The organism is Pseudomonas sp. PIC25, assembly GCF_002286785.1.
Lineage (GTDB): Bacteria > Pseudomonadota > Gammaproteobacteria > Pseudomonadales > Pseudomonadaceae > Pseudomonas_M.
Genome location: NZ_MUJY01000190.1, coordinates 63,442 through 82,553, shown reverse-complemented (window position 1 = coordinate 82,553; position 19,112 = coordinate 63,442). Strand labels below are relative to the sequence as shown.

Below are 19,112 nucleotides of genomic sequence, written 5' to 3'. Positions count from 1 at the left end.
GGTAGGGCGTACTGATGGCCTCCTTGCCCCGGAATTCGAGCACTTGCAGGTCGTGTTCGAGGCCGTCGATGGCGAGGCTGAAGTGGGTTTCGTTGGCGGGATTGAACATGGCGGTTTCCTTGTCCTCGTCTCATCCATTGGTACGCCGCAGCAACCGCTGCAGCAGCCCCGGTGCGGGGCGTCGGAAAGCTTCCAGCAGGCCGGCGGCGTCGATGTCGCGCCGGGCTTCGTCGAACGCCAGGGCGGTGCGCAGCGCCGGCCAGCAGTGCGCCGGCAGGTTCGCCGGGCGTTGCAGTTCGCGGTCCAGTTCCATCGCCTTGGCCTGCTTGGCACTGAGGCGGCGGAACGGGTGGCTGCCGCTGCTCAGTTCGTAGATCACGCAGGCCAGTGCGTAGACGTCGGCGGCGGCAGTGAGCGGCGCGCCTTCCAGCAATTCCAGGGCGGCATAGCGTGGCGTCCAGGCGGCGAAGCGGCTGCGGCACAGGCGCGGCAAGCCGGGCAGTACGCCGTCGAGCGGCTGGCCGAGACCATAGTCGAACAGCCGCAGGCCGTCGGCGGCGAGCATCACATTGCTGGGTTTGAGATCGCCGTGCAGCACGCCGAGGCTGTGGGAGTAGGCCAGGGCCTCCAGCAGCGGGATGACGATCTCGCTCAGCTCCTGCCAGGGCAGGCCACCGGTGCGCTCGCTGAGCAACTGGTCGAGGGTGGGGCCCTTGAGCAGCTCGAGAGTGATGAAGGCGCGCTGGCAAGCGGTGTCCACCTCGAAGCCGAACAGGCGCACCACATGCCGATGGCTGAGCCGTGCGGTGAGGGCGAATTCGCTGTAGAGCAGGGCGTTGGCGTCGGGGTATTCGGCGAAGTCTTCGCTGAGGGTTTTCAGCGCCACGTAGGGCTCCGGGTCGCCGAACTGCTCGCGCAGCAGGTCGCGTGCGCGATACACCGCGCCCATGCCGCCGACGCCGAGCAGGCGCTCGATGCGGTAGCGCCCGCCGAGCACCTCCGGCAGTTCGCCGGGGGCGGTGCGGGTCGTCTCTGGCTCCGCCCGTGCGACCGGTTTGTCGACGGCGCTGGCGGCGAAGGCGAAGTAGGTCAGGTCGGAGGCTTCCGCGGAAGCCAGCAAGGGATCGCTCATCCGGGTTCTCTCATCGGCGGATCACCACCGCGCTGAGGTTGTCGCGGGCCGGGCCGTCCAGCGCCAGGTCGAACAGGCGCTGCAAAGCCATGCCGGTGGACGGCAGGTTGAGGGCGGCGCCGAGGGCGTCCGGCGACAGGCTCTGGTAGAGGCCGTCGCTGCACAGCAGCAGGGTGTCGCCGGGGTAGGTGTCGAATTCGAGGATGTCCAGCACCAGATGCTCGCTGGCGCCCACGGCGCGGGTCAGCGCGTGGGCGGCGGGATGGCGCGCCGCTTCTTCGGGGCTGAGCTGGTTTTCGTCGATCAACTGCTGGACCAGCGAGTGGTCGCGCGAGAGCTGGTAGAGCCGGCCGCGCCGCCAGAGGTAGCAGCGGCTGTCGCCGGCCCAGATGCAGGCGGCGCGCTGGTTGTCCGTCAGCAGGGCGACCACGGTGCTGCCGATCACCGGGTCGGGGCGCTCGGCCGTTACCGTGAGCTCCTGGCCGAGCCGGCGGTTGAGGTGGTGCAGGCACTGGCGTACCCGCCCGACACGCTCTTCCAATCCGCCATCGGCCGGCAGCTCGGCGAGGTTCTCGACGATCAACCGGCTGGCCAGGGCGCCGTTCTGGTGGCCCCCCATGCCGTCGGCGACCACCCACAGGCCCTGGTCGGGCAGGTCGAGGAACGCGTCTTCGTTGCCCGCACGGACCTTGCCGGTGTCCGTGCGGGCAGCGCTGCGCCAGGGGCTGACACTGATTTCCATCAGAGCGTCGCCGGCAGTTTGAAGTCGCGCAGCAGGGCGATGTCGAACGGGTTCGGCGAGCGCTGGCTGTGCAGCAGGTAGTTGGCGCGCAGGCCGCCGAGGTCTGCCTTGAGGATCAGCACGTCGCGACCGCTGTGGTAGTCCACCTGCATCAGGTCGAGCAGGCGGAACAGCGACCAGGGGCCGGTGTTCTTCTCGATGCCCACCTTGCGTCCGCCCAGTTCTTCCACCACCAGGCTGGTGCGCCCGTCGCTGCCTTCGGCGGGCCAGCGGAACGCGGTCTGCACGATGGGGCCGTGACGGTATTCCAGTTGCTGGTCGCCGAAGCGGAAGTCGGCGCGGCCGAGGCTGGAGTCCAGCGAGTAGGGTTCCAGCTTGAACAGCACCAGCGGCTCGTTCGGGTTCTCGGCGAAGAAGCTGCGGCGGATGGTCTGCGCGTGGCTCATCTGGGCGAGGAACTCGCGCGACAGCGGCAGGCCGCGGCCGTCGACGCGGCGCAGTTGATATTCGCCGGCGCTGCCACTGACGAAGGGCTTCAGGTAGCGGTCGAAGAAGCTGTCGGCGACCCCCTGGGCCTTGAAGAACTCGCGGAAGTCGGCGATTGCCACGTCGCTCGCGCTGTGGGCGCTGAACGGGTAACGCTGGCGCAGGGAGCTTTTGTAGAAGGCGTACAGCTCGCTCTGGTAGCGCTGGTTCAGGTAGTGGTAGGCGTCGTTGAGCACCAGCATCCAACTGTCTTCGGCGAGCAGGCCGAGCCAGTTGCCGACCGGCTGCGGCAGGCGCGCGGCGCTGTTGCGCAACTGGTTGATGGCGTCGCGCTGACCGCCCATGCGGGCCTTGGCCAGTTCGAAGGCGGCCTGGTCCGGCGCGCTGGCATGGGCGAGGCCGGCCAGTTGCAGTTGCAGGGCGTCGAGAGCTTGCAGGGTCGGCGCCAGTTCGGCGGAGGCACCGCCGTTGTCGTCGAGCAGACGGTGCAGCGGTTCGAAGCGACGTTCCAGGGTTTTGCGTGCGGTGTCGGGGACGTTCTTCGCCAGGGCGGCCTGGGCCTGTTCGGCGGCGGCGCTGGCCAGTTTGGCGGCCTTGCCGAGCTTGCCCTTGGCGCCTTCCAGCGCACCGGCGGCTTCGCCGGCGCTGTCCGCGGCTTCGGCCAGACCAGCGAAGCGGGTGTTGTCGCGGATTTCCACCAGCAGTTGCAGCAGCGGCGAGTTGGCCGCGGTCAGTCCGGTCAGTTGCAGGGCGCCCTGCGCCGCGTTGCCGATAGGCTCCAGCGCCAGTTGCGACAGGGCTTCGCCCCAATAGTTGGCGTAGTCGCGGAAGTACAGTTGCTCCATCTCCACCATCAGGCGGCCAAGGTCGTTGGCGCTGAGGCTGTCGCCTTCGCCCAGGACCCAGTTGTCGCGCAGGATTTCGCGCACCAGGTCGGCACCTTGGGCGACGTAGAACTTCTGGTAGCCGTTCTGGGTGTAGAAGCCGGGGATGGCGTAGTCGGCACCGACGAACAGCGCGCCCTGCGGGCCGAGGCGCTGGCTCAGGCGGTAGTCCGGCAGGCTGCGGGCCTGGTCGCGGAGCATGCGGTAGACCACGTTGGCCAGCGATTCGCTGCGCAGCACTTGGCGCGCCTGGGCGACCAGCGGGGCGTTGAGCGGGTAGGGCGTGAAGGACTCGCCGAGCAGGCGGTCGAAGTGGCTGTTCAGGCCGTTCTGCGCCACCGCGTTGCCGGCGTAGCGCAGGGACCAGTCGGCGGCCAGCCATTCCTTGAGGAAGCCTGCGTCGCGGCGCTCTTCCAGGTTCAGCATGAGGTAGGCGCGCAGGCTGCCGAGCAGGCGCTCGCGGTCGTTCAGGTTGGCGCGAATCTGCGCTTCGAGCTGCCGGCCGACGCGGGTCAGGAGCAATTCTTCCAGTTGCCGGCGGTAGGCCTGGTGGACGGTCGGGTCGACCTGCTCGCCTTGGTAGAAGCCGCCGCGTTGCAGGTAGGAGACGTCAGCCTTAGGCGGGAAGACCTGAGTCGCAGCGTAGCTGCTGTCCAGGGCCTTGAGGGTCTGCAGGGCGTCGTCCTGCGGGTCGATCGCCTGGCGCTCGCGGCCGAGCTTCTGGGCGATGTCGCGCAGTTGTTCGAGGCGGTCGTGGTTGGCCGAGAAGCCGTTGGCCCAGAACAGGCCGAACAGCACCAGGCAGGCGAAGGCACCGGCATAGAGGGCGCGCTGGCCCCAGTCGATGCGGCGGACTTCCTTCTGGTCCAGCCCGGCGAGGTCGGCTTCGGGGAAGATCACCCGGCTTAGCAGGTGGTTAATGAAACGGGCACGGCCGGCGCGCAGCATCGGCAGGGCCTTGGTGGCAAAGCCGCCCAGGTTGTCGCCCAGGGCGGCGGTTTCCTCGTCGAGTGCCTTGGTGAGGTAGGGCGCGGTGGTCAGGTAGAAGCCGCGCAGTTGGCTTTCCTGCTGGTAGCGGTTGCCGGAAAAGGCCAGTTCGATGAACAGGCACAGGGATTCGCCGATCTTCCCGAGCTGGTGCGGGAAGTCGAGGATGCGGCCACGGCGCTGGGTGTCGCGCTCCTGGTGCATGCGCAGGATGACCTGGCTGTTCAGGCGGCGCAGCAGTTCTTCGAACTCCTGGCGCACCACGCCGGCGTCGGTGCCGTTCTGCTCCTTGCGGAAGCTGACGCCGAGCACTTGGTCGCTCTCCTCGCGGGACAGCTGGTCGAAGAACTCGTCGAAGCCGAGCAGCTGGTCGGCCTTGCTGATCACCAGATAGACCGGTACGTCGGCGCCGAGGCGCTGGCGGATTTCCTGCAAGCGCTGGCGGACCTGGTTGGCCAGGGTTTCCTGTTCGGCCTCGGTGCCGTGGCGCAGCATTTCCACCGGAATGTTCACCAGCACGCCGTTGAGCGGACGGGCGCGGCGGCGGCGCAGCAGGCCGAGCAGGGTGTCCCAGGCGCGGCCGTCGACCTGCTTGTCGGGCTGGGTCAGGTAGCGGCCGGCCGTGTCGATCAGCACCGCGTGGTCGGCGAAGTACCAGTCGGCGTAGCGGGTGCCCGAGACGTCCTTGGTCAGGCGCTCGCTGGCGCCGCGATTGAGCGGGAAGTCCAGGCCGGAGAAGTCCAGCAGGCTGGTCTTGCCGCTCTTCGCGGGGCCGATCACCAGGTACCAGGGCAGCTCGTTGCGCCAGCGTTCGCTGCGGCCACGGTAGAGGCTGGAGCTGCGCAGGGTGACGAGGGCGTCCTTGAAGCGACGGGTGAGGATGCTCTGTTCTTCAGTAATCAGACCCTCGCGGCGCTGGCGTTCCTGGGCCTCCTCGTCGCTGGCCTCGGCCTGCTTGCGACGGGTGGCGCGCCAGCTGCTGAAGACGATGAACAGGCCCCAGGCCAGGCACAGCGCGGCGATGGTCAGCAGGCGGCTGGTCGGGGATTCCCAGAACTTGTAGTCGTTGACCGCGAACAGCGGGCCGACGAACCAGATCAGCAGCGACAGTACCAGCAGCAGGCACAGGCTCCAGACCCAGGTCTTGCGGAAAAAGGCGGCAAGCTTGCCGAAGAAATCCTTCATGGCGTTACGTCCTAGTTACGGCTGTTGCTCGACCTGGGCGGTCGGGTCGACGGGCTGGTACGGTTGCAGAACGGTGTCGCGCTGCTGATCGAGGACCCAGGCGAAGCCGGCGTGCATCACGCCCAGGCAGACCAGGGTGAACAGGGCGACCAGCCACCAGGGCACGATGCGCACTAGGCGTCGGCGGGTGTCCTTCAGGCCCTGCCAGTGCGGCGAGACTTCCCGCGGAACGTCGCCGCGCAACTGGCGGATTTGCCGGTAGAGGCTGTCGCGCACGGCTTCCAGTTCGAGCATGCCGCGTGGCTGTACGCGGTACTTGCCCTCGAAGCCCAGGGACAGGCAAAGGTACATCAGCTCCAGCATCGGCAGGTGCTTGACCGGGTTGCGCGAGAGGCGTTCGAGCAACTGGAAGAACTTCTCGCCGCCGAAGGTTTCGTTGTGGAAGCTCGACAGCAGACTCATCTGCGACCAGGTGCTTTCGTCGCCGCCGGGGGTGGTGACCACCGCTTCGTCCACCACGGTGCAGAGTACGTAGCGTGCGGCCATCACCTGGCTGCTCTCGGCACCGTCATGCAGGGCATGGTGCTCGAACAGCTTGATCGCGCTGCTCAGGGTCGCGTTGAGAGCACGCAGGTCCTCGGTCCCCTGGCTGTGCTTGAGCCGCACCACTTCCGACAGCAGCGGGGCGGCGGCGGCGACCAGCGGGTTCAGACTGATGTTGAAGGTTTCCGCCGGGCGCAGGCGGGCGGCGTAGATCATGCGCTCTTCCAACTGCTCGAACTTCGGTGCGGCGGCGAAATCGGTCAGCGGGCTCTGCGCCGGGGCCTCGCCCTTGCGGTTGAGGATGACTGTCTTGTCATCCTGGCCGTATTCCATTTCCTTGGTGGTCATAGTCAGTTCCTGATTGCCCAGAATTTCAGCTCAAGCCCGGAGAACTCGCCGGACACGTGGAAGGCGAAGCCGCCGGAGCCTTCCAGTTGCGCCAGGTCCTCGGAGCCGAGTTCCAGGGCGAAGTAGGTCTTTCCGGAATGGAACGGAATCTGCCGCGGCGCCACCGGTAGCGGTTTCACCTTGATGCCCGGCAGGTGCAGGTTGACCAGTTGGCGGATGCGCTCCACCGGGCCGACCTTGAGGTGCGCCGGCAGGCGGTTGCGCAGCTCCTCGGAGTCGCACTCGGCGCTGGCGGCGAGTACGAAGGAGGCCGAGCCGAGCAGCTTGTGGTCGTGCAGCGGGGAAACCTGGATGCCGTACTGGCGCTGTTGCAGGAGCAGTTCGATGGCGTGTTGTTCGAGCACCATCGACAGCACTTGGCGGATAGCGTCCATCAGCGTGCGGAACGACAGGCCCTGGTCGCTGTGCTGGTAGCGGCTATTCAGGCGCGGGCGCTTGGTCTCGCTGGCGAAGGTCGCCAGCTCGCCGAGCAGGCCGAGCAGTTCGCGGTAGATCTGCTCCGGGTGGACCCGCTCGACGCCCAGGTAGTGCCGCAGCACCGGCTCGTAGCGGTTGATCAGCTGCAGCATCATGAAGTCGCCGACCTCGGCGCCGCCCACCTTGCCGGTGGCGCGGATACGTTCGGCGAGCACGTCGCCGCGATGGCCGAGCATGCTGATCACTTCCTTCAGGTAGGACACCAGTACGTCGGAGGCCTGGAAATCGATGAAGGTCGCCAGATAGCTGCCGTCGAGGTGGATTTCCTTGTCCAGGGTGGTGTCCTGGATGCTGCAAAGCTGGAGTTTCACGTAGGCCTGGTCGCTCTGCTGCTCGCCCAGCAGCAGGCGGAAGTCCAACTGGCCGATGCTCACCTGGCTGGCGCTGTCTTCGCCGGCGTTGGAGTCGTAGACCTCCTGGTCGCGGGCGATGTAGCGCGCCAGGACGTCTTTCTGCTCGCCCCGGCGGGCCTCGATGTTGTTGCCGGTGGCCAGCGGCAGCGCCAGGTAGACCGGTGTGTTGCTGGTGTTCGGCGGCACGTCGATGGCAATCGCCTTGCGGTCGAGTTCGAACAGGGTGCCGTCCGGCAGGATGCCGCTGGCCTGGTTGAGGACCAGTTGGCCATTACGCAGGGACTGCTTGTCGATCTCCAGATCGAAGAAACCCCAGGCATAAGGTTCCAGCGTGCGGGTGCGGGTTTTGAGCTGGTAGTCGTAATAGCGGTCGCTCTGCTGGAAGTGCTGGGGACGCAGCAGCATGCCTTCCTGCCAGATCACTTTGTGCATGGTCATGGCTTAGTCGTCCTTCTTGGCGAGCGGGTCGACGGCATGGATGCCACGCTCGTCGAGGCTCAGTTCGGCACGGTTGAGCGCCTTGGCCTCGATCGGGATGACGAAGCGCCAGTTGGCCTCCGGCAGATCGCGGTAGGCCGCCAGCACGCCGACGTAGCGGCTGCCCTCCTGGGTGGTGAGCTTCAGTTCGCGCGTCTCGCCGGGACGCAGCTCCAGTTCTTCCTGGGTTACCAGGTCGGGCGACAGGGCTTCCTTCGGACGCTGGTAGAGCGAGAAGAAATCGGCGTTCTCGAAGGCCACCGGGTGCTTGAGTTCGATCAGCCGCACGACGATGGGCGAGGGCCGGCCGTTGAGGTCGGGGTTGAGCCGCTCGCTGCCGGCCAGTTGCAGGTCCAGCTTGGTGAGGTCCGAGTAGGGCGACAGCGCGGAGCAGCCGCCGAGGGCGGACAGGGTGGCGAGCAGGGCCAGGGTGATGAGGCGGGACATGGCGATCATCCTTGGAGGTTCGTGTCGAGGGTGGCGATCAGGCGCACCTGTTCTTCGTAGGCTTGGGCGAAGTCGCGGGCGAACAGGCGTTCGCTCCAGTCGTCGTCGCGTTGCATGGCGTCGTGCAGGCGGCGGTAGGCGCGCCAGCGGCTGCCGGCGGTGGCGACCAGCGGTTTGCTCTCGCGCTCGAAGCGCAGGCTGAGCTGTTCCGGCGAGAGCTGTTCGAGCATCGCCTTGACCGCCGCGCGGCTGGCGGCGACCAGCGCCACCTGGTGCGCCTGCAGGTCGCGGAAGGCGCGGCCAATGGCCTGTTCGGCAGGCAGTTGGCCGGGCTTGCCGCCGCGCAGCAGTACGTTCAGCGCCTCGCGGGCGTCGCTGCTGTGCTTGAGCGGGTTGTTGCCGGCGCTCTGCACGGTGGTCAGGCCCAGGCGCATTTCGTTCTTCAGCTCGGCGCGGGTGCGCAGGCTTTGCTGCAGGTTGCCGACGCAGAGGCGCAGCAACCGGGCGGCGTTCAGCGCCAGGGCTTCGCGGGCGTCGTCATCGAGGTCGTCGAGATGCACGCCGAGGGCCTCGCCGAAGCGTTCCCAGAAACTCGGCGGCAGGCGCTCCGGTTCGGGGGCGGGCTTCGGCGTGGGCGCCGCTTCCGGCATCACCAGCTCGGGGACCGGCAGGCTTTCCATATCGATGCGCGCGTAGTCGCGCTGCTGCGCCGGCTGCTGGCGCGGCGTGGTCAGGGCGATCAGTTCGTCCACCTCGGCGTAGACGCGCTCCTGCTGGTCGAGGGCGGTCAGCGGGTCGAGATCGAGGAAGGCATCGTCGGGGATGATGCTGCCGGCGGGCTGCGGGCGGCCGATGTCGCCTTCGAACGACGCCGGGTCCTGGATCAGCCGTGCGCGAATCTCGAAGTCGCCCAGGCAATAGACGCCGCCGTGCTCGATGCGCTGCGGACGGCCGCGTTGCAGGCTGGCGCCGCTGTCCTTGAGCTGGATGCCGTTGCTGCTGGTGTCGGTCAGGTAGAACGCGCCATCGCGGTAGCTGACCTGGGCGTGGTGCTTGGACACCACGTTCTTGCGATCGGGGATCACCCAGTCGCAATCCTCGGCACGGCCGATCACGCCGCCCGCCTGCTTGAAGGTTTTCGTCGTCAGCAGGCCGGGCACGAATTGCTGCGCGCCGACCATATCGAAGACCAGTTCCATGGTGTGTCGCTCCTCGCGTCAGTTGCCGCGGTTGACCGCTTGCGGATCGCCCAGCGGGCGGTATTCGTCGTCGTTGAACTTGTAGTTGCCGCTGCAACCGGCCAGGGACAGGGCCAGGATCAACAGGGCGGCGGGCCAGTGGCGGTACTGCATGTGGGGGCCTCCGTGGTTAGGGGATAAGGGGTTCATTCGGTTCGTCTCAGAGATCGGCCGGGCTGATGCGCAGGCGCTGCATGCGGTACAGCAGGGTGCGGCGCGGCAGGCCCAGTTCCTGGGCGGCGCTGGTCTGGTTGCCGCGGTTCTTGCGCAGGCAGTCCACCAGCAGGTTGCGTTCGACACGTTCCAGGCGTTCGCGCAGGTTCAGGCTGCAATCGGTGGCGATCAGCTCCTGGCGCAGGCTGAAGTGTTCGGGCAGCAGCTCGCCGCCCTCGCAGAGCAGCACGGCGCGCTCGACCAGGCCCTTGAGTTCGCGCACGTTGCCTGGGAAGGCGTAGCCGGCCAGGTGCTCCAGCGCCGCGTCGGACCAGCGGCAGAGGTCGCGCTGGAGGAAGGCGCAGGCCTTGTCGGCGAAATGCCGGGCGAGGTGGAGGATGTCCTCCTCGCGCTCGCGCAGCGGCGGCAGCTCGATGGGGAAGTGCGACAGGCGATAGAACAGGTCCTCGCGGAACTGGCCTTCCTCGGTCAGGGTGTGCAGGTCGCGGTGGGTGGCGGCGACGATGCGCACGTCCACCCTGTGCGTCTCGGAGGAGCCCAGCGGACGTACTTCGCCTTCCTGCAGCACGCGCAGCAGCTTGGCTTGCAACGGCAGGGGCATGTCGCCGATCTCGTCGAGGAACAGGGTGCCGCCGTTGGCCGCGTCGAACAGGCCGGGGCGGTCACGGTCGGCGCCGGTGAAGGCGCCCTTGCGATAGCCGAACAGCTCGCTCTCCAGCAGGTGTTCCGGCAGCGACGCGCAGTTCTGCACGACGAAGGGCTTGCTCCGCCGCGGGCCGCAATCGTGAATGGCGCGGGCCACCAGCTCCTTGCCGGTGCCGGTCTCGCCGGTAAGCAGTACGTTGACCGGGCTGTGCAGGACCTTGCCGATCAACTGGTAGACGGCGCGCATGCTGGCGCTGTCGCCGATCAGGCCGTAGGCGTTGCCGCCGACTTGCGCGGCCGGCTGGCTGGGTGCTTCGTCACGCGGGGCGCGCAGGCGCAGCAGCAGGTGATGCTGGGCGACGACGAAGGCGCCGAGGCGGCCGAGCGAATCGGCGAACACGCCGAGCTCGCGGGAGGTCTGGGCGGCGGCCAGCAGCAATCCGCTGACGTGGCCCTGTTCGTCATGCAGCGGTATGCACAGCAGGCTGCGCCAGGGGTATGCGGTTTCCGGGAGAAAGCCCGTCTCATGCAGGCCCGGCTCCAATTCCGCCAGGCTCAGCACCTGATTCTGGCGCAGGCAGTACTGCAGCAGTTGCTCGCTGTCGTAACCGTCGAAGTCGCTGGACAGGCTGGCCTCGCACGGTTGCAGCCGGCCGTCGTGCCACGCCGCGCTGAGCATCAGGCGCGTGTGGGTGTCGTCCAGCAGGTAGAGTTGGCTCAGCTCGCAGCCGCACAGTTGCGCCGACGCTTCCACCAGGCGGCCGAGCAGGCTGTCGGCATCCGCCGCCCGGGCCAGGCTGGCGAAGCATTCGAGCAGGGTCTCGGCATAGCGCAGCGGCTGGGGGACCTGGGCGAACATCGGCGGGACCTTAAGCGAACTCACAGACCACCGAACCTTCGCCATCGAGGGTGGCGTGTACGCGCTGCAGGGATTCGCCCGCCGCCATGGCGTCGAGCAGACGGTCCACCACCAGCGGTTGCAGGTGTTGGTCGATCAGGTGGTCGATCAGCCGCGCACCGCTGTCGGCGTGGGTGCAGCGCTCGGCGAGGTTGTCCACCAGGGCTTCGCAGTGGCTGAACTGCAACTGCCGGCGCTCCAGGCGTTCGCCGAAGCGGGCCAGCTTGAGCGCGACCAGCTCGCGCAGTACTTCGCCGTCCACCGGGTAGTAGGGCACCACGCGCATGCGGCCGAGCAGCGCCGGCTTGAAGTGCTGGCTGAGCACCGGGCGTATCGCCAGTTCCAGGTCTTCCGCCGCCGGGCGCTGGCCGCCCTGGCAGAGGCTGGCGATGCGCTCGCTGGCCAGGTTGGAGGTCATCAGGATCAGGGTGTTGCGGAAGTTGATCTCACGCCCTTCGCCGTCGTTGGCCACGCCCTTGTCGAAGATCTGGTAGAAGACGTTCATCACGTCCGGGTCGGCCTTTTCCACCTCGTCCAGCAGTACCACCGAGTAGGGCTTCTGCCGCACCGCCTCGGTGAGCATGCCGCCCTCGCCATAGCCGACGTAGCCCGGAGGCGCGCCGATCAGGCGGGAGACGGTGTGTTTTTCCTGGAACTCGGACATGTTGATGGTGGTAAGGAAACGCTCGCCGCCGTACAGCAGGTCGGCCAGGGCCAGGGCGGTTTCGGTCTTGCCGACGCCGCTCGGGCCGACCAGCAGGAACACGCCGACAGGCGCATCGGGACGGTTCAGCCCGGCGGCGGTGGCACGCATGGCGCGGTCGAGGGCGGCGATGGCCTGCTCCTGGCCACGCACGCGCTGGCGCAGGTCGCTGGCGAAGGTGACGATCTTGCTGTTGTGCTCGCGGGCCAGTTGCGACAGCGGCACGCCGGTCCAGTGGCTGATCACTTCGGCGACCAGGCGCGGGCAGACTTCATGGCTGACCAGGCGTTCGTTGGCCTGGGCAGCGGCCAGTTCAGCCTGGGCTTCGCGCAGCTCGGCTTCCAGTTGCGCCAGGCCCGGCTGCTCCTCGCTCTCGGTGGTTTCTTCTTCCTGGACGTCCACGGCCGGCGCCTGGCGCGCGGTGGCGCAGCGCTTACGCAGATCGAGCAGGCGCTCGGCCAGCTCGCGCTGCCGGCTCCAGCGGGTTTCCAGTTGTTCCAGTTCGGCACGGGCTTCGGCGAGGCGGGTTTCCAGGTGCGCCAGGGCTTCTTCGTCGATCTTCAGGCCGGCATCCAGGTCGCGGCGCACGGCTTCGCGCTGGCGCTCGCCCTCGGCGATCTCGCCGCGCAGGCGTTCCAGGGCTTCCGGCGCGGCGGCCAGGCTGATGCGCACGCGGGCGCAGGCGGTGTCGAGCACGTCGACCGCCTTATCCGGCAACTGGCGGCCGGCAAGGTAGCGGGCGGACAGCTCGGCGGCGGCGACCACCGCGTCGTCGCGCAGGTAGATGCCGTGGCTCTTCTCGTAGACCGGCGCCAGGCCGCGCAGGATGGTGACCGCTTCGTCCACGGTCGGCTCGTGCAGTTGCACGGGCTGGAAGCGCCGGGCCAGGGCCGGGTCTTTCTCGAAGTACTTCTTGTATTCGCTCCAGGTGGTAGCGGCGATGGTACGCAGCTCGCCCCGGGCCAGGGCCGGCTTGAGCAGGTTGGCGGCGTCCGAGCCGCCGGCCTGGCCACCGGCGCCGATCAGGGTGTGGGCTTCGTCGATGAACAGGATGATCGGCTTCGGCGAGCCCTTCACCTCGTCGATCACGCCTTGCAGGCGCCGTTCGAACTCGCCCTTCACGCTGGCGCCGGCTTGCAGCAGGCCGAGGTCCAGGCAGAGCAGTTCGACGCCCTTGAGCACCTCCGGCACCTCGCCGTTGGCAATGCGCAGGGCCAGGCCCTCGACGATGGCGGTTTTGCCGACGCCGGCCTCGCCGACCACGATCGGGTTGTTCTTCCGCCGACGGGCGAGGATGTCGATCATCTGGCGGATCGCCGCGTCGCGGCAGAGCACCGGGTCCAGCTTGCCGTCGCGGGCTTGCTGGGTGAAGTTGTGGGTGAAGCGCGCCAGGTTGGATTCACCGCCGGCGGCAGGCTTGCCGGTGGCCTGCTGCGGCTGCTGGGCCAGGGCGAATTCGCGCAGGCGCTCGACGTTGATCCGCGCCAGCAGTGGCTGGTAGTGGCTGCCGGCGTAGCGCAGCGGGTTGCGCAGCAGGGCGAGGATCAGCGCGGCTTGGTCGATCTGGCTCTGGCCGAGTTCGAGGCTGGCCACCAGCAGGGCGTCCTGCAGCCATTGCACCAGCTCGGTGGAGAACACCGGGTTGCGCGATTCGCTGTGTTCGCCGCGCGGTTGCAGTGCCTTGGCCAGCTCGCCGGGTTCCACTTCGGCATCCTGTAGGGCTCGGGTCAGCAGGCTTTCCGGGCGCTCCAGCAGGCCGAGCAGCAGATCCTCGACGAGAATCTTGCTGCCGCCACGGATTACGCAGCGTTCGGCGGCGGCTTCCAGGTCGCGGCGGGTTTCGGCGTCCAGGGCCTGTACCAGTTGTTGCAAATCGACATTGATCATCGTTTTTCGGTCCTTGAATGGCCCAGGGTGACCAGGCCGTCGGCGCGTTCGCGACCGAGCCAGCTGGTCCAGCCGAGGCGGCAGGGGTTTTCCGCGCCGATGCGCTGGTCGCGGATTTCTTCCGGACGCAGCTCCAGGCGCAGGTCGTAGTCGAGCGGATCGCGCAGGGTGAAGCGCACCAGCGCGCAGAGCGGCTGGTAGCCCGTGCCGATCGGCAGGAATTCGTGGAAACGCTCCCAGCTGAGCTGGCGGATGTGGATGCGGAACTTGCCGCCGCGATCGCGGACCCGCTCGCCGAGTACCAGGCTTTCGCTGAGCTGGCTGTTGGCGCGGCCGAGGCGGTTGCGCTGCGCCGGAATGATCGCCACCCGGCGCTCCAGGCACTGCTCGATGTTCAGCTCGGCGTGCTTGAAGTAGTAGCGCAGCACCGATTCGATCAGCGCCGCCGAGTGGGCACGCAGGCTGAGCAGCCCGAGGTAGGGCAGCAGGCGCTTCCAGTTCAGCTCTTTCGCTTCGCGCAGCGTCTCGCCGCCAAGGCCGATCAGGGCGAACAGGTGCTCGGAGAACGGGTCCTTGGCGCCGCTGCGGAACTGCACGCGGTAGCGGTACTTCTGCCAGATCGGCAACATCAGGCGTTGCAGGCGGTTGTTGAACAGGTCGAGGAAGTCGCGCGTCGGATTGCCGCCTTCGGCGCTGTCGCCCAAAGCCTGTTCGCCATAGAAGGCAGGCAGCGGCGAACCGGCGCCGAACAGGCTCACCAGGTTGATGCGCAGGCGCGCGCGGGTCTCGCCGTGCTCGGTGAAAAATTGCACGCGATCGATATCGCTGCCGGGGAAGCCCAGGCTGGGGTTGGCCTGGAATTCGATGCGCTCGTACAGCGTCTCTTCGTCGGCATCATTGCGGTCTTCCCGGCGCAGCCGGTCCAGCACCAGCAGCACACCCTGGAACAGGTTGTACTCGCGGATGCCTTGGCTGAGCCGGCTCAGAGCAGGGGTTGCATGCCCATGCGTGGCGTCCATTCGTATACCTCTCCTTGGGTGCTCTTCACGCGCAGCTCGTGGTAGGAGTTGAGGCTGGCGTAAAGGGCGAAGAATTCATTGAGTACCGACGCGAAGACGAACACGTCGCCTTCGCCGATATAGCCCTGCGGGTCGATTTCCAGCTCGGTGCGCACGCCGCGCACCGGCAGGCCGCGGTACAGGCGGTCGACGTGCTGGTGGCGGATGCTCATCAGCCCGTCGAGCTGCTTGCGGCTGACCCTGGCGGCCTTCTGGTCGTAGTAGCGCGGCAGGTCGTAGGTCTCGAGGATCACCTTGAGCGCCTCGACGTTGGCCAGCGACAGGTAGTTCAGCGACATGTTGCTGATCAGCTTCCAGAGGAAGTCGCGGTGCAGCGGCGGCGCGTAACTCGGCGTCGCCGGGCAGATGTTGCGGAACTTGAGAAACTCCGGGGTGCCTTCGCTGGCCTCGCAGATCGCACCTTCCTTCAACTGGCTTGGCAGGTTCTGGTTGGTGCAGGTCAGCTCGATGGACAGCGTTTCGTGCTGCTCCAGGTCGCGCAGGCCGAAGCTCAGGTAGGTCTCCAGGCCGTCGCCGAGCATGGATGGTTGCTGGCGCACGCTGTAGTGCGGCCGCGCCACCGGGACGTCGAAGCTCCGGTCGTGCTCGAAGGATTCGAACGGCACGTACTCCTCGTAGCCGGTGCCGCCGGGCTTCCAGCCGGTGACGCGATCCACCGAGAACACGCCGCAGTGGCGCGAGTCGAACTCCGCCGGCAGCAGCAGGTACTGGTCCTGTTTGCCGTCCAGGCGGATCGGGATGGCATCGTGGCTGAACAGGTTCGCCACCGGCGTGCAGTACAGGCGCACGTTGTCCCGCGTGGGGCGGATGCGCTGCGCGCCGGCCTTGTGGATGTGGAAGCGCAGCAGCAGCCCCTGGGTTTTTTCGAGCAGCGCCTCGGGCAATCGCTGGATCGCTTCCAGGCCGCCGATATCGACGAACAGGAATTTATCCTGGAAGGCGTAGTACTCCTGTAGGAAGCGGTAGCCGCGGAAGGTGTTCAGCGGATACGGAATGAGCGCTTCGTCTTCGGCGAAACCCACCGGGCTCACCTTGTCGGCGCCGAGAGTCAGGTCGGCCTGGGCGTTGCCGTTGGCATCCTTGCTCAGCGGCTGGCCCTCGGCATCCAGCAGCACCACTTCGATCCTGCCGAGGTAGCGCAGCAGGCTCAGGTAGAGCAGTTGGGCAATGTAGCGCTCGCCATGCAGATGCAGGCGCAGTTGCTTCAGTTCCAGATCGTTGACGTGGCCCTTGGCGGTCATCGTCAGGCGCAGGTCGAGCAGCGCGCCGTCGCCTTTCGCCGAGTAGTTCAGGCCGGTCAGATCCAGCGGCAGGACATCGGTGGGGTAGCAGGTGCGGAAACGGCACTTCACGCCCTGGATCGGCTCGGATTCCACCGGCGTGCCACGCGGCACCTTCAAGGCCGACCCGGGGCGCTGCAGCGGCTCGAACTGCAGCATGCTGAACGACGGCAGCGGCCGCATGTAGTTGGGCCAGAGCAGATGCATCAGCGAATGGGTCAGCTCCGGCAACTCGTCGTCCAGCTTCTGTCGCAACCGGCCGGTGAGGAAGGCGAAACCCTCCAGCAGACGCTCCACATCCGGATCGCGCCCGCTCTGCCCCAGGAACGGCGCCAGCGCCGGGCTACGCTCGGCAAAGCGCTTGCCGAGCTGGCGCAGGGCGGTGAGTTCGCTCTGGTAGTAGTGGTTGAAAGACATGTATCGGTCCTTGATCAGTCGGCGCTGGTGGGGTGGCCCGTGCGAAAGATGAGGTCATTGAGCCGCGACGCTGCGGAAATTGAGGCAAACGTCAGCAACCCACCGGCAACGCAATAGAACGCCGCACGCAATGGGTGGCTTGGCAATAAAAACCAGGCGGTAGTCAGAACAAATGCCACGCCCAGTGAAATCTTCACTGCTTTGAGCGGAATAATCGCCGCGGAAGCGTCGAATACAATAAAAAGCAGAATCACCAGTAGAGTAACGGAACCGGGCGCTATGCCTCTTGAGCCGAAATCGCCGATCCAGGCTTTATAGAGTTTATGCGCGATATCGTTGAGTCCGACCAGCAGGGCGAAGGCTGCACTGTGTATGCATAGGTTTATAGCGCAGACCCTTATTTTATTTTTCATCAGTGCCTTCCGGTTGGCTCAAAAGTTGGGCGGGCGACTGGTTGGCCTGGTTTATACATCAGTGACGACACTAAGGTGGGGTTAATCATTATCAATGACCTCATAAGACGTATTGCTGATGAAGTAATTGAGCCAATGCTCCTTCCACTCCGGCATTCCAATTAGATAGCGGCCTGATCCATTCATGAGCGAATCGTTGGTTTGGCTATTGATAAAGTCATTTATCCGCCACCCAACTATGAGCGCCAAGGCTGAGAACATGCCGACGGCCCATAACGTTCCTCGGACTGGGAAATGATTCATCATGTGTTCTTGCCCATTTGCGCAAGCTTTCTAGACGCGTAGATGGCTGCAAGTGACAAGCAACCGGAGAGACCCGCAAAGAAACACCCCCGCAATGGATGCTCCGGAAGCAGATAATAAGCACTGCGGCGGCTAGCACGCAGGAGAGTACTGCCTTCGTTTCCATGCTGGATACCAAGGCGATTAGAATGTTCGCCAAGATGAAGGCGATGAAAATGAGCTGGACGGCAAGTCCAATTGCAATGCCCTTGGCGAACGGCGAACCGAACCATCTGGCAGAGATTTGAAAGCCGAGGATGGTGCCTACTGGGAACAGCAGGCACGCGGCAGCGTGGCACCCTAATGCCCTGATTCGCTGACGGTTCATCTTCGAACTTTCCATCTTTTTGTCTCGTATATTGGTAACTGCTCAGCCCCATGACCGCCAATTGATCAGGCTGGTGCTTGATTCAGAAAATAAGTGCCGATGGCATGCAGTACGGGAACTACTAGTAGGCCGCAGAAAGCAAGAGCACGATATGTCAGGGTGTTCCTAGGTTTTTCGAATAATCCAGTTATTGCTACCGCTAGGCAATAAATAGCTAATAGGCCAAATAGATCGCTATCTGCCAATACAGATAGGTAACCTGAAAGACTCATGCTCGATTGAACTCCATAAAGTTCCAGCGATAGAGCTGAAAGATTTTCAGAAAATCCTCACGGGTCGACCCCGTTGTCAGGTTTTTATAATTCCAACCTGCGCTTTGCTTCTCATAAACTCCACTCTCAATAGGCATGCCGGCGTACCCGTCATTCTGTGGATCTGCCATGTTGGAACCAAGCAAGCGACGTACCGTAGTGAATGGTCGGACACTTATGCCACTAGTATTGCCTTGTTTAATCTCTATTTGCTGAGGGCTGACGCTCATTGCAACCTGTATATGGTGAGCCACGTCGCCTGGTCGATCATGTGCTTGAGCTAATATATCGCCAGGCTTCAGTTCTGCCGCAGTGGCGACTGCAACCACATTCTCACCGACACGCTGCATATCGGGGGCACCATATGTCAGCATAACCATTTCGGTGAACCCATACATGTGGCTCAGATAGCGATCATGCTCATCTGGCTGATATATCTCCATGTTTCGATATTCCCTCGTTCCGGTTTTCAGCTTGACCGGAAGCTGGCGTGCCGAGGCGAATTCACATAGCAGACGAATAGCAAAGTCTTCACAGGTAAAACGGTTGTTTCTGATATTTCCGTTTCTGTCCCAATACTGTTCTGCCACAAGCCGTTCGGCGATAGATAGGGCAGCATTGTGATACTCATTGATGTAAGCATCGGTCCAGAAATTTATTGTTTTCCAGAATACCTTGAGCTTAATTTTCTTAACGGAATTCTGAGAGTTAGGGGAAAGCGCAATGGCGCGTGCGGTGAGAGAGGTAAGAACATCGGAACTCATGCTACCCCTCCAAGATTGCGGTGAAGAAGTCGATCGAATCGCCCGCATTCCCAAATACCGTTTGGCTCTTCCCTGCAGAATCTGAGTAGCTCTCGATCCACTCACCTTGGGGACTACGCAGCCGGTATGGAATGCCCTGTAGTGGATTGCCATCCTGATCTTCGATCAAGATGCACTGGCTATGGTTAGCGATAGCCAAGGCTTTTGGTGGCGTGAAAGGCGCTGGAGTAAAAGTGGTCCCAATCAACACCGTCCCCGACCCCGCGACCACGGTATTGCCGTGGCTGCCCACGGTCCCGATGGTGGTGGCGGGCATGCCGTTGATCAGCACGTTGGGGATCGTCGCGCTGGCCAGGGCGCTGCCGCAGGCGGTGGGGTCGCCCTGGCGGGCGGCGGGCTTGCCGTCGAAGAGGACGTTGGGCGAGCCGGCGACGATAGGGTTGGTGCCGTGGCCGGGGACCGGGCAGGCGGTGGGGTCTCCGAGACGGGCGGCGGGTTTTCCGGACATTGCG

16 protein-coding genes are annotated in these 19,112 nt (G+C 65.3%); all 16 read right to left on the bottom strand.

Translation table 11 applies throughout. From position 1 onward, the window contains the following. Nucleotides 1-109 (bottom strand): hypothetical protein (locus tag BZL41_RS29245; protein ID WP_256578260.1); only part of this gene is annotated, 109 nt, incomplete at its 3' end. Between the two features lie 21 nt (nt 110-130). Then, nucleotides 131-1,132, bottom strand: coding sequence for a serine/threonine-protein kinase (locus tag BZL41_RS26875; protein WP_174706207.1), 1,002 nt, complete (start codon nt 1,130-1,132; stop codon nt 131-133). A gap of 10 nt (nt 1,133-1,142) precedes the next feature. Then, complete coding sequence (locus BZL41_RS26870; RefSeq protein ID WP_095602089.1) at nt 1,143-1,874, bottom strand: PP2C family serine/threonine-protein phosphatase; 732 nt, start codon at nt 1,872-1,874, stop codon at nt 1,143-1,145. Next, on the bottom strand, nt 1,874-5,416 hold the full coding sequence (gene tssM / locus BZL41_RS26865; protein ID WP_095602088.1) for a type VI secretion system membrane subunit TssM: 3,543 nt from the start codon (nt 5,414-5,416) through the stop codon (nt 1,874-1,876). Before tssM ends, BZL41_RS26870 begins: the two co-directional genes overlap by 1 nt. Before the next feature lie 15 nt (nt 5,417-5,431). Then, nucleotides 5,432-6,307 (bottom strand): type IVB secretion system protein IcmH/DotU, encoded by an 876-nt coding sequence (icmH, locus tag BZL41_RS26860; protein WP_095602087.1) that lies wholly within the window; start codon nt 6,305-6,307, stop codon nt 5,432-5,434. A 2-nt stretch (nt 6,308-6,309) separates the two neighbouring features. After that, nucleotides 6,310-7,635 carry a type VI secretion system baseplate subunit TssK gene (gene tssK, locus BZL41_RS26855; protein ID WP_095602086.1) on the bottom strand — a complete coding sequence of 442 codons (1,326 nt, stop codon included), beginning with the start codon at nt 7,633-7,635 and terminating at the stop codon, nt 6,310-6,312. 3 nt (nt 7,636-7,638) lie between these two features. Further along, nucleotides 7,639-8,121, bottom strand: coding sequence for a type VI secretion system lipoprotein TssJ (gene tssJ, locus BZL41_RS26850; protein WP_095602094.1), 483 nt, complete (start codon nt 8,119-8,121; stop codon nt 7,639-7,641). A gap of 5 nt (nt 8,122-8,126) precedes the next feature. Beyond that, nucleotides 8,127-9,320 (bottom strand): type VI secretion system-associated FHA domain protein TagH, encoded by a 1,194-nt coding sequence (gene tagH / locus BZL41_RS26845; RefSeq protein ID WP_095602085.1) that lies wholly within the window; start codon nt 9,318-9,320, stop codon nt 8,127-8,129. A gap of 18 nt (nt 9,321-9,338) precedes the next feature. Then, nucleotides 9,339-9,473, bottom strand: coding sequence for a type VI secretion protein (locus BZL41_RS26840; protein WP_084339652.1), 135 nt, complete (start codon nt 9,471-9,473; stop codon nt 9,339-9,341). Between the two features lie 46 nt (nt 9,474-9,519). Next, the gene (locus tag BZL41_RS26835) at nt 9,520-11,037 is read right to left on the bottom strand and encodes a sigma-54-dependent Fis family transcriptional regulator (RefSeq protein WP_095602084.1); all 1,518 of its coding nucleotides are present in this window, start codon (nt 11,035-11,037) and stop codon (nt 9,520-9,522) included. Between the two features lie 10 nt (nt 11,038-11,047). Then, on the bottom strand, nt 11,048-13,666 hold the full coding sequence (gene tssH, locus BZL41_RS26830; protein WP_095602083.1) for a type VI secretion system ATPase TssH: 2,619 nt from the start codon (nt 13,664-13,666) through the stop codon (nt 11,048-11,050). Then, nucleotides 13,663-14,685 carry a type VI secretion system baseplate subunit TssG gene (gene tssG, locus BZL41_RS26825; RefSeq protein WP_095602082.1) on the bottom strand — a complete coding sequence of 341 codons (1,023 nt, stop codon included), beginning with the start codon at nt 14,683-14,685 and terminating at the stop codon, nt 13,663-13,665. Before tssG ends, tssH begins: the two co-directional genes overlap by 4 nt. Next, nucleotides 14,649-16,442: a type VI secretion system baseplate subunit TssF gene (gene tssF, locus BZL41_RS26820; protein ID WP_095602081.1), complete on the bottom strand. Its 1,794-nt coding sequence runs from the start codon at nt 16,440-16,442 to the stop codon at nt 14,649-14,651. Before tssF ends, tssG begins: the two co-directional genes overlap by 37 nt. Before the next feature lie 14 nt (nt 16,443-16,456). Further along, the gene (locus tag BZL41_RS26815; protein ID WP_095602080.1) at nt 16,457-16,855 is read right to left on the bottom strand and encodes a hypothetical protein; all 399 of its coding nucleotides are present in this window, start codon (nt 16,853-16,855) and stop codon (nt 16,457-16,459) included. 938 nt (nt 16,856-17,793) lie between these two features. Beyond that, a complete protein-coding gene (locus BZL41_RS26795) occupies nt 17,794-18,600 on the bottom strand; it encodes a hypothetical protein (RefSeq protein ID WP_095602076.1) in 807 nt (268 codons plus the stop codon). Nucleotide 18,601: 1 nt separating this feature from the next. Then, nucleotides 18,602-19,108 carry a PAAR domain-containing protein gene (locus BZL41_RS26790; RefSeq protein WP_095602075.1) on the bottom strand — a complete coding sequence of 169 codons (507 nt, stop codon included), beginning with the start codon at nt 19,106-19,108 and terminating at the stop codon, nt 18,602-18,604. Between the last annotated feature and the right edge of the window lie 4 nt (nt 19,109-19,112).

What these genes read in the sequence shown, in the direction of transcription:
- BZL41_RS26875 (WP_174706207.1), bottom strand. Translation starts at nt 1,132, where the DNA reads ATGAGCGATCCCTTGCTGGCTTCCGCGGAAGCCTCCGACCTGACCTAC.
- BZL41_RS26870 (WP_095602089.1), bottom strand. Translation starts at nt 1,874, where the DNA reads ATGGAAATCAGTGTCAGCCCCTGGCGCAGCGCTGCCCGCACGGACACC.
- tssM (WP_095602088.1), bottom strand. Translation starts at nt 5,416, where the DNA reads ATGAAGGATTTCTTCGGCAAGCTTGCCGCCTTTTTCCGCAAGACCTGG.
- icmH (WP_095602087.1), bottom strand. Translation starts at nt 6,307, where the DNA reads ATGACCACCAAGGAAATGGAATACGGCCAGGATGACAAGACAGTCATC.
- tssK (WP_095602086.1), bottom strand. Translation starts at nt 7,635, where the DNA reads ATGACCATGCACAAAGTGATCTGGCAGGAAGGCATGCTGCTGCGTCCC.
- tssJ (WP_095602094.1), bottom strand. Translation starts at nt 8,121, where the DNA reads ATGTCCCGCCTCATCACCCTGGCCCTGCTCGCCACCCTGTCCGCCCTC.
- tagH (WP_095602085.1), bottom strand. Translation starts at nt 9,320, where the DNA reads ATGGAACTGGTCTTCGATATGGTCGGCGCGCAGCAATTCGTGCCCGGC.
- BZL41_RS26840 (WP_084339652.1), bottom strand. Translation starts at nt 9,473, where the DNA reads ATGCAGTACCGCCACTGGCCCGCCGCCCTGTTGATCCTGGCCCTGTCC.
- BZL41_RS26835 (WP_095602084.1), bottom strand. Translation starts at nt 11,037, where the DNA reads ATGTTCGCCCAGGTCCCCCAGCCGCTGCGCTATGCCGAGACCCTGCTC.
- tssH (WP_095602083.1), bottom strand. Translation starts at nt 13,666, where the DNA reads ATGATCAATGTCGATTTGCAACAACTGGTACAGGCCCTGGACGCCGAA.
- tssG (WP_095602082.1), bottom strand. Translation starts at nt 14,685, where the DNA reads ATGGACGCCACGCATGGGCATGCAACCCCTGCTCTGAGCCGGCTCAGC.
- tssF (WP_095602081.1), bottom strand. Translation starts at nt 16,442, where the DNA reads ATGTCTTTCAACCACTACTACCAGAGCGAACTCACCGCCCTGCGCCAG.
- BZL41_RS26815 (WP_095602080.1), bottom strand. Translation starts at nt 16,855, where the DNA reads ATGAAAAATAAAATAAGGGTCTGCGCTATAAACCTATGCATACACAGT.
- BZL41_RS26795 (WP_095602076.1), bottom strand. Translation starts at nt 18,600, where the DNA reads ATGAGTTCCGATGTTCTTACCTCTCTCACCGCACGCGCCATTGCGCTT.
- BZL41_RS26790 (WP_095602075.1), bottom strand. Translation starts at nt 19,108, where the DNA reads ATGTCCGGAAAACCCGCCGCCCGTCTCGGAGACCCCACCGCCTGCCCG.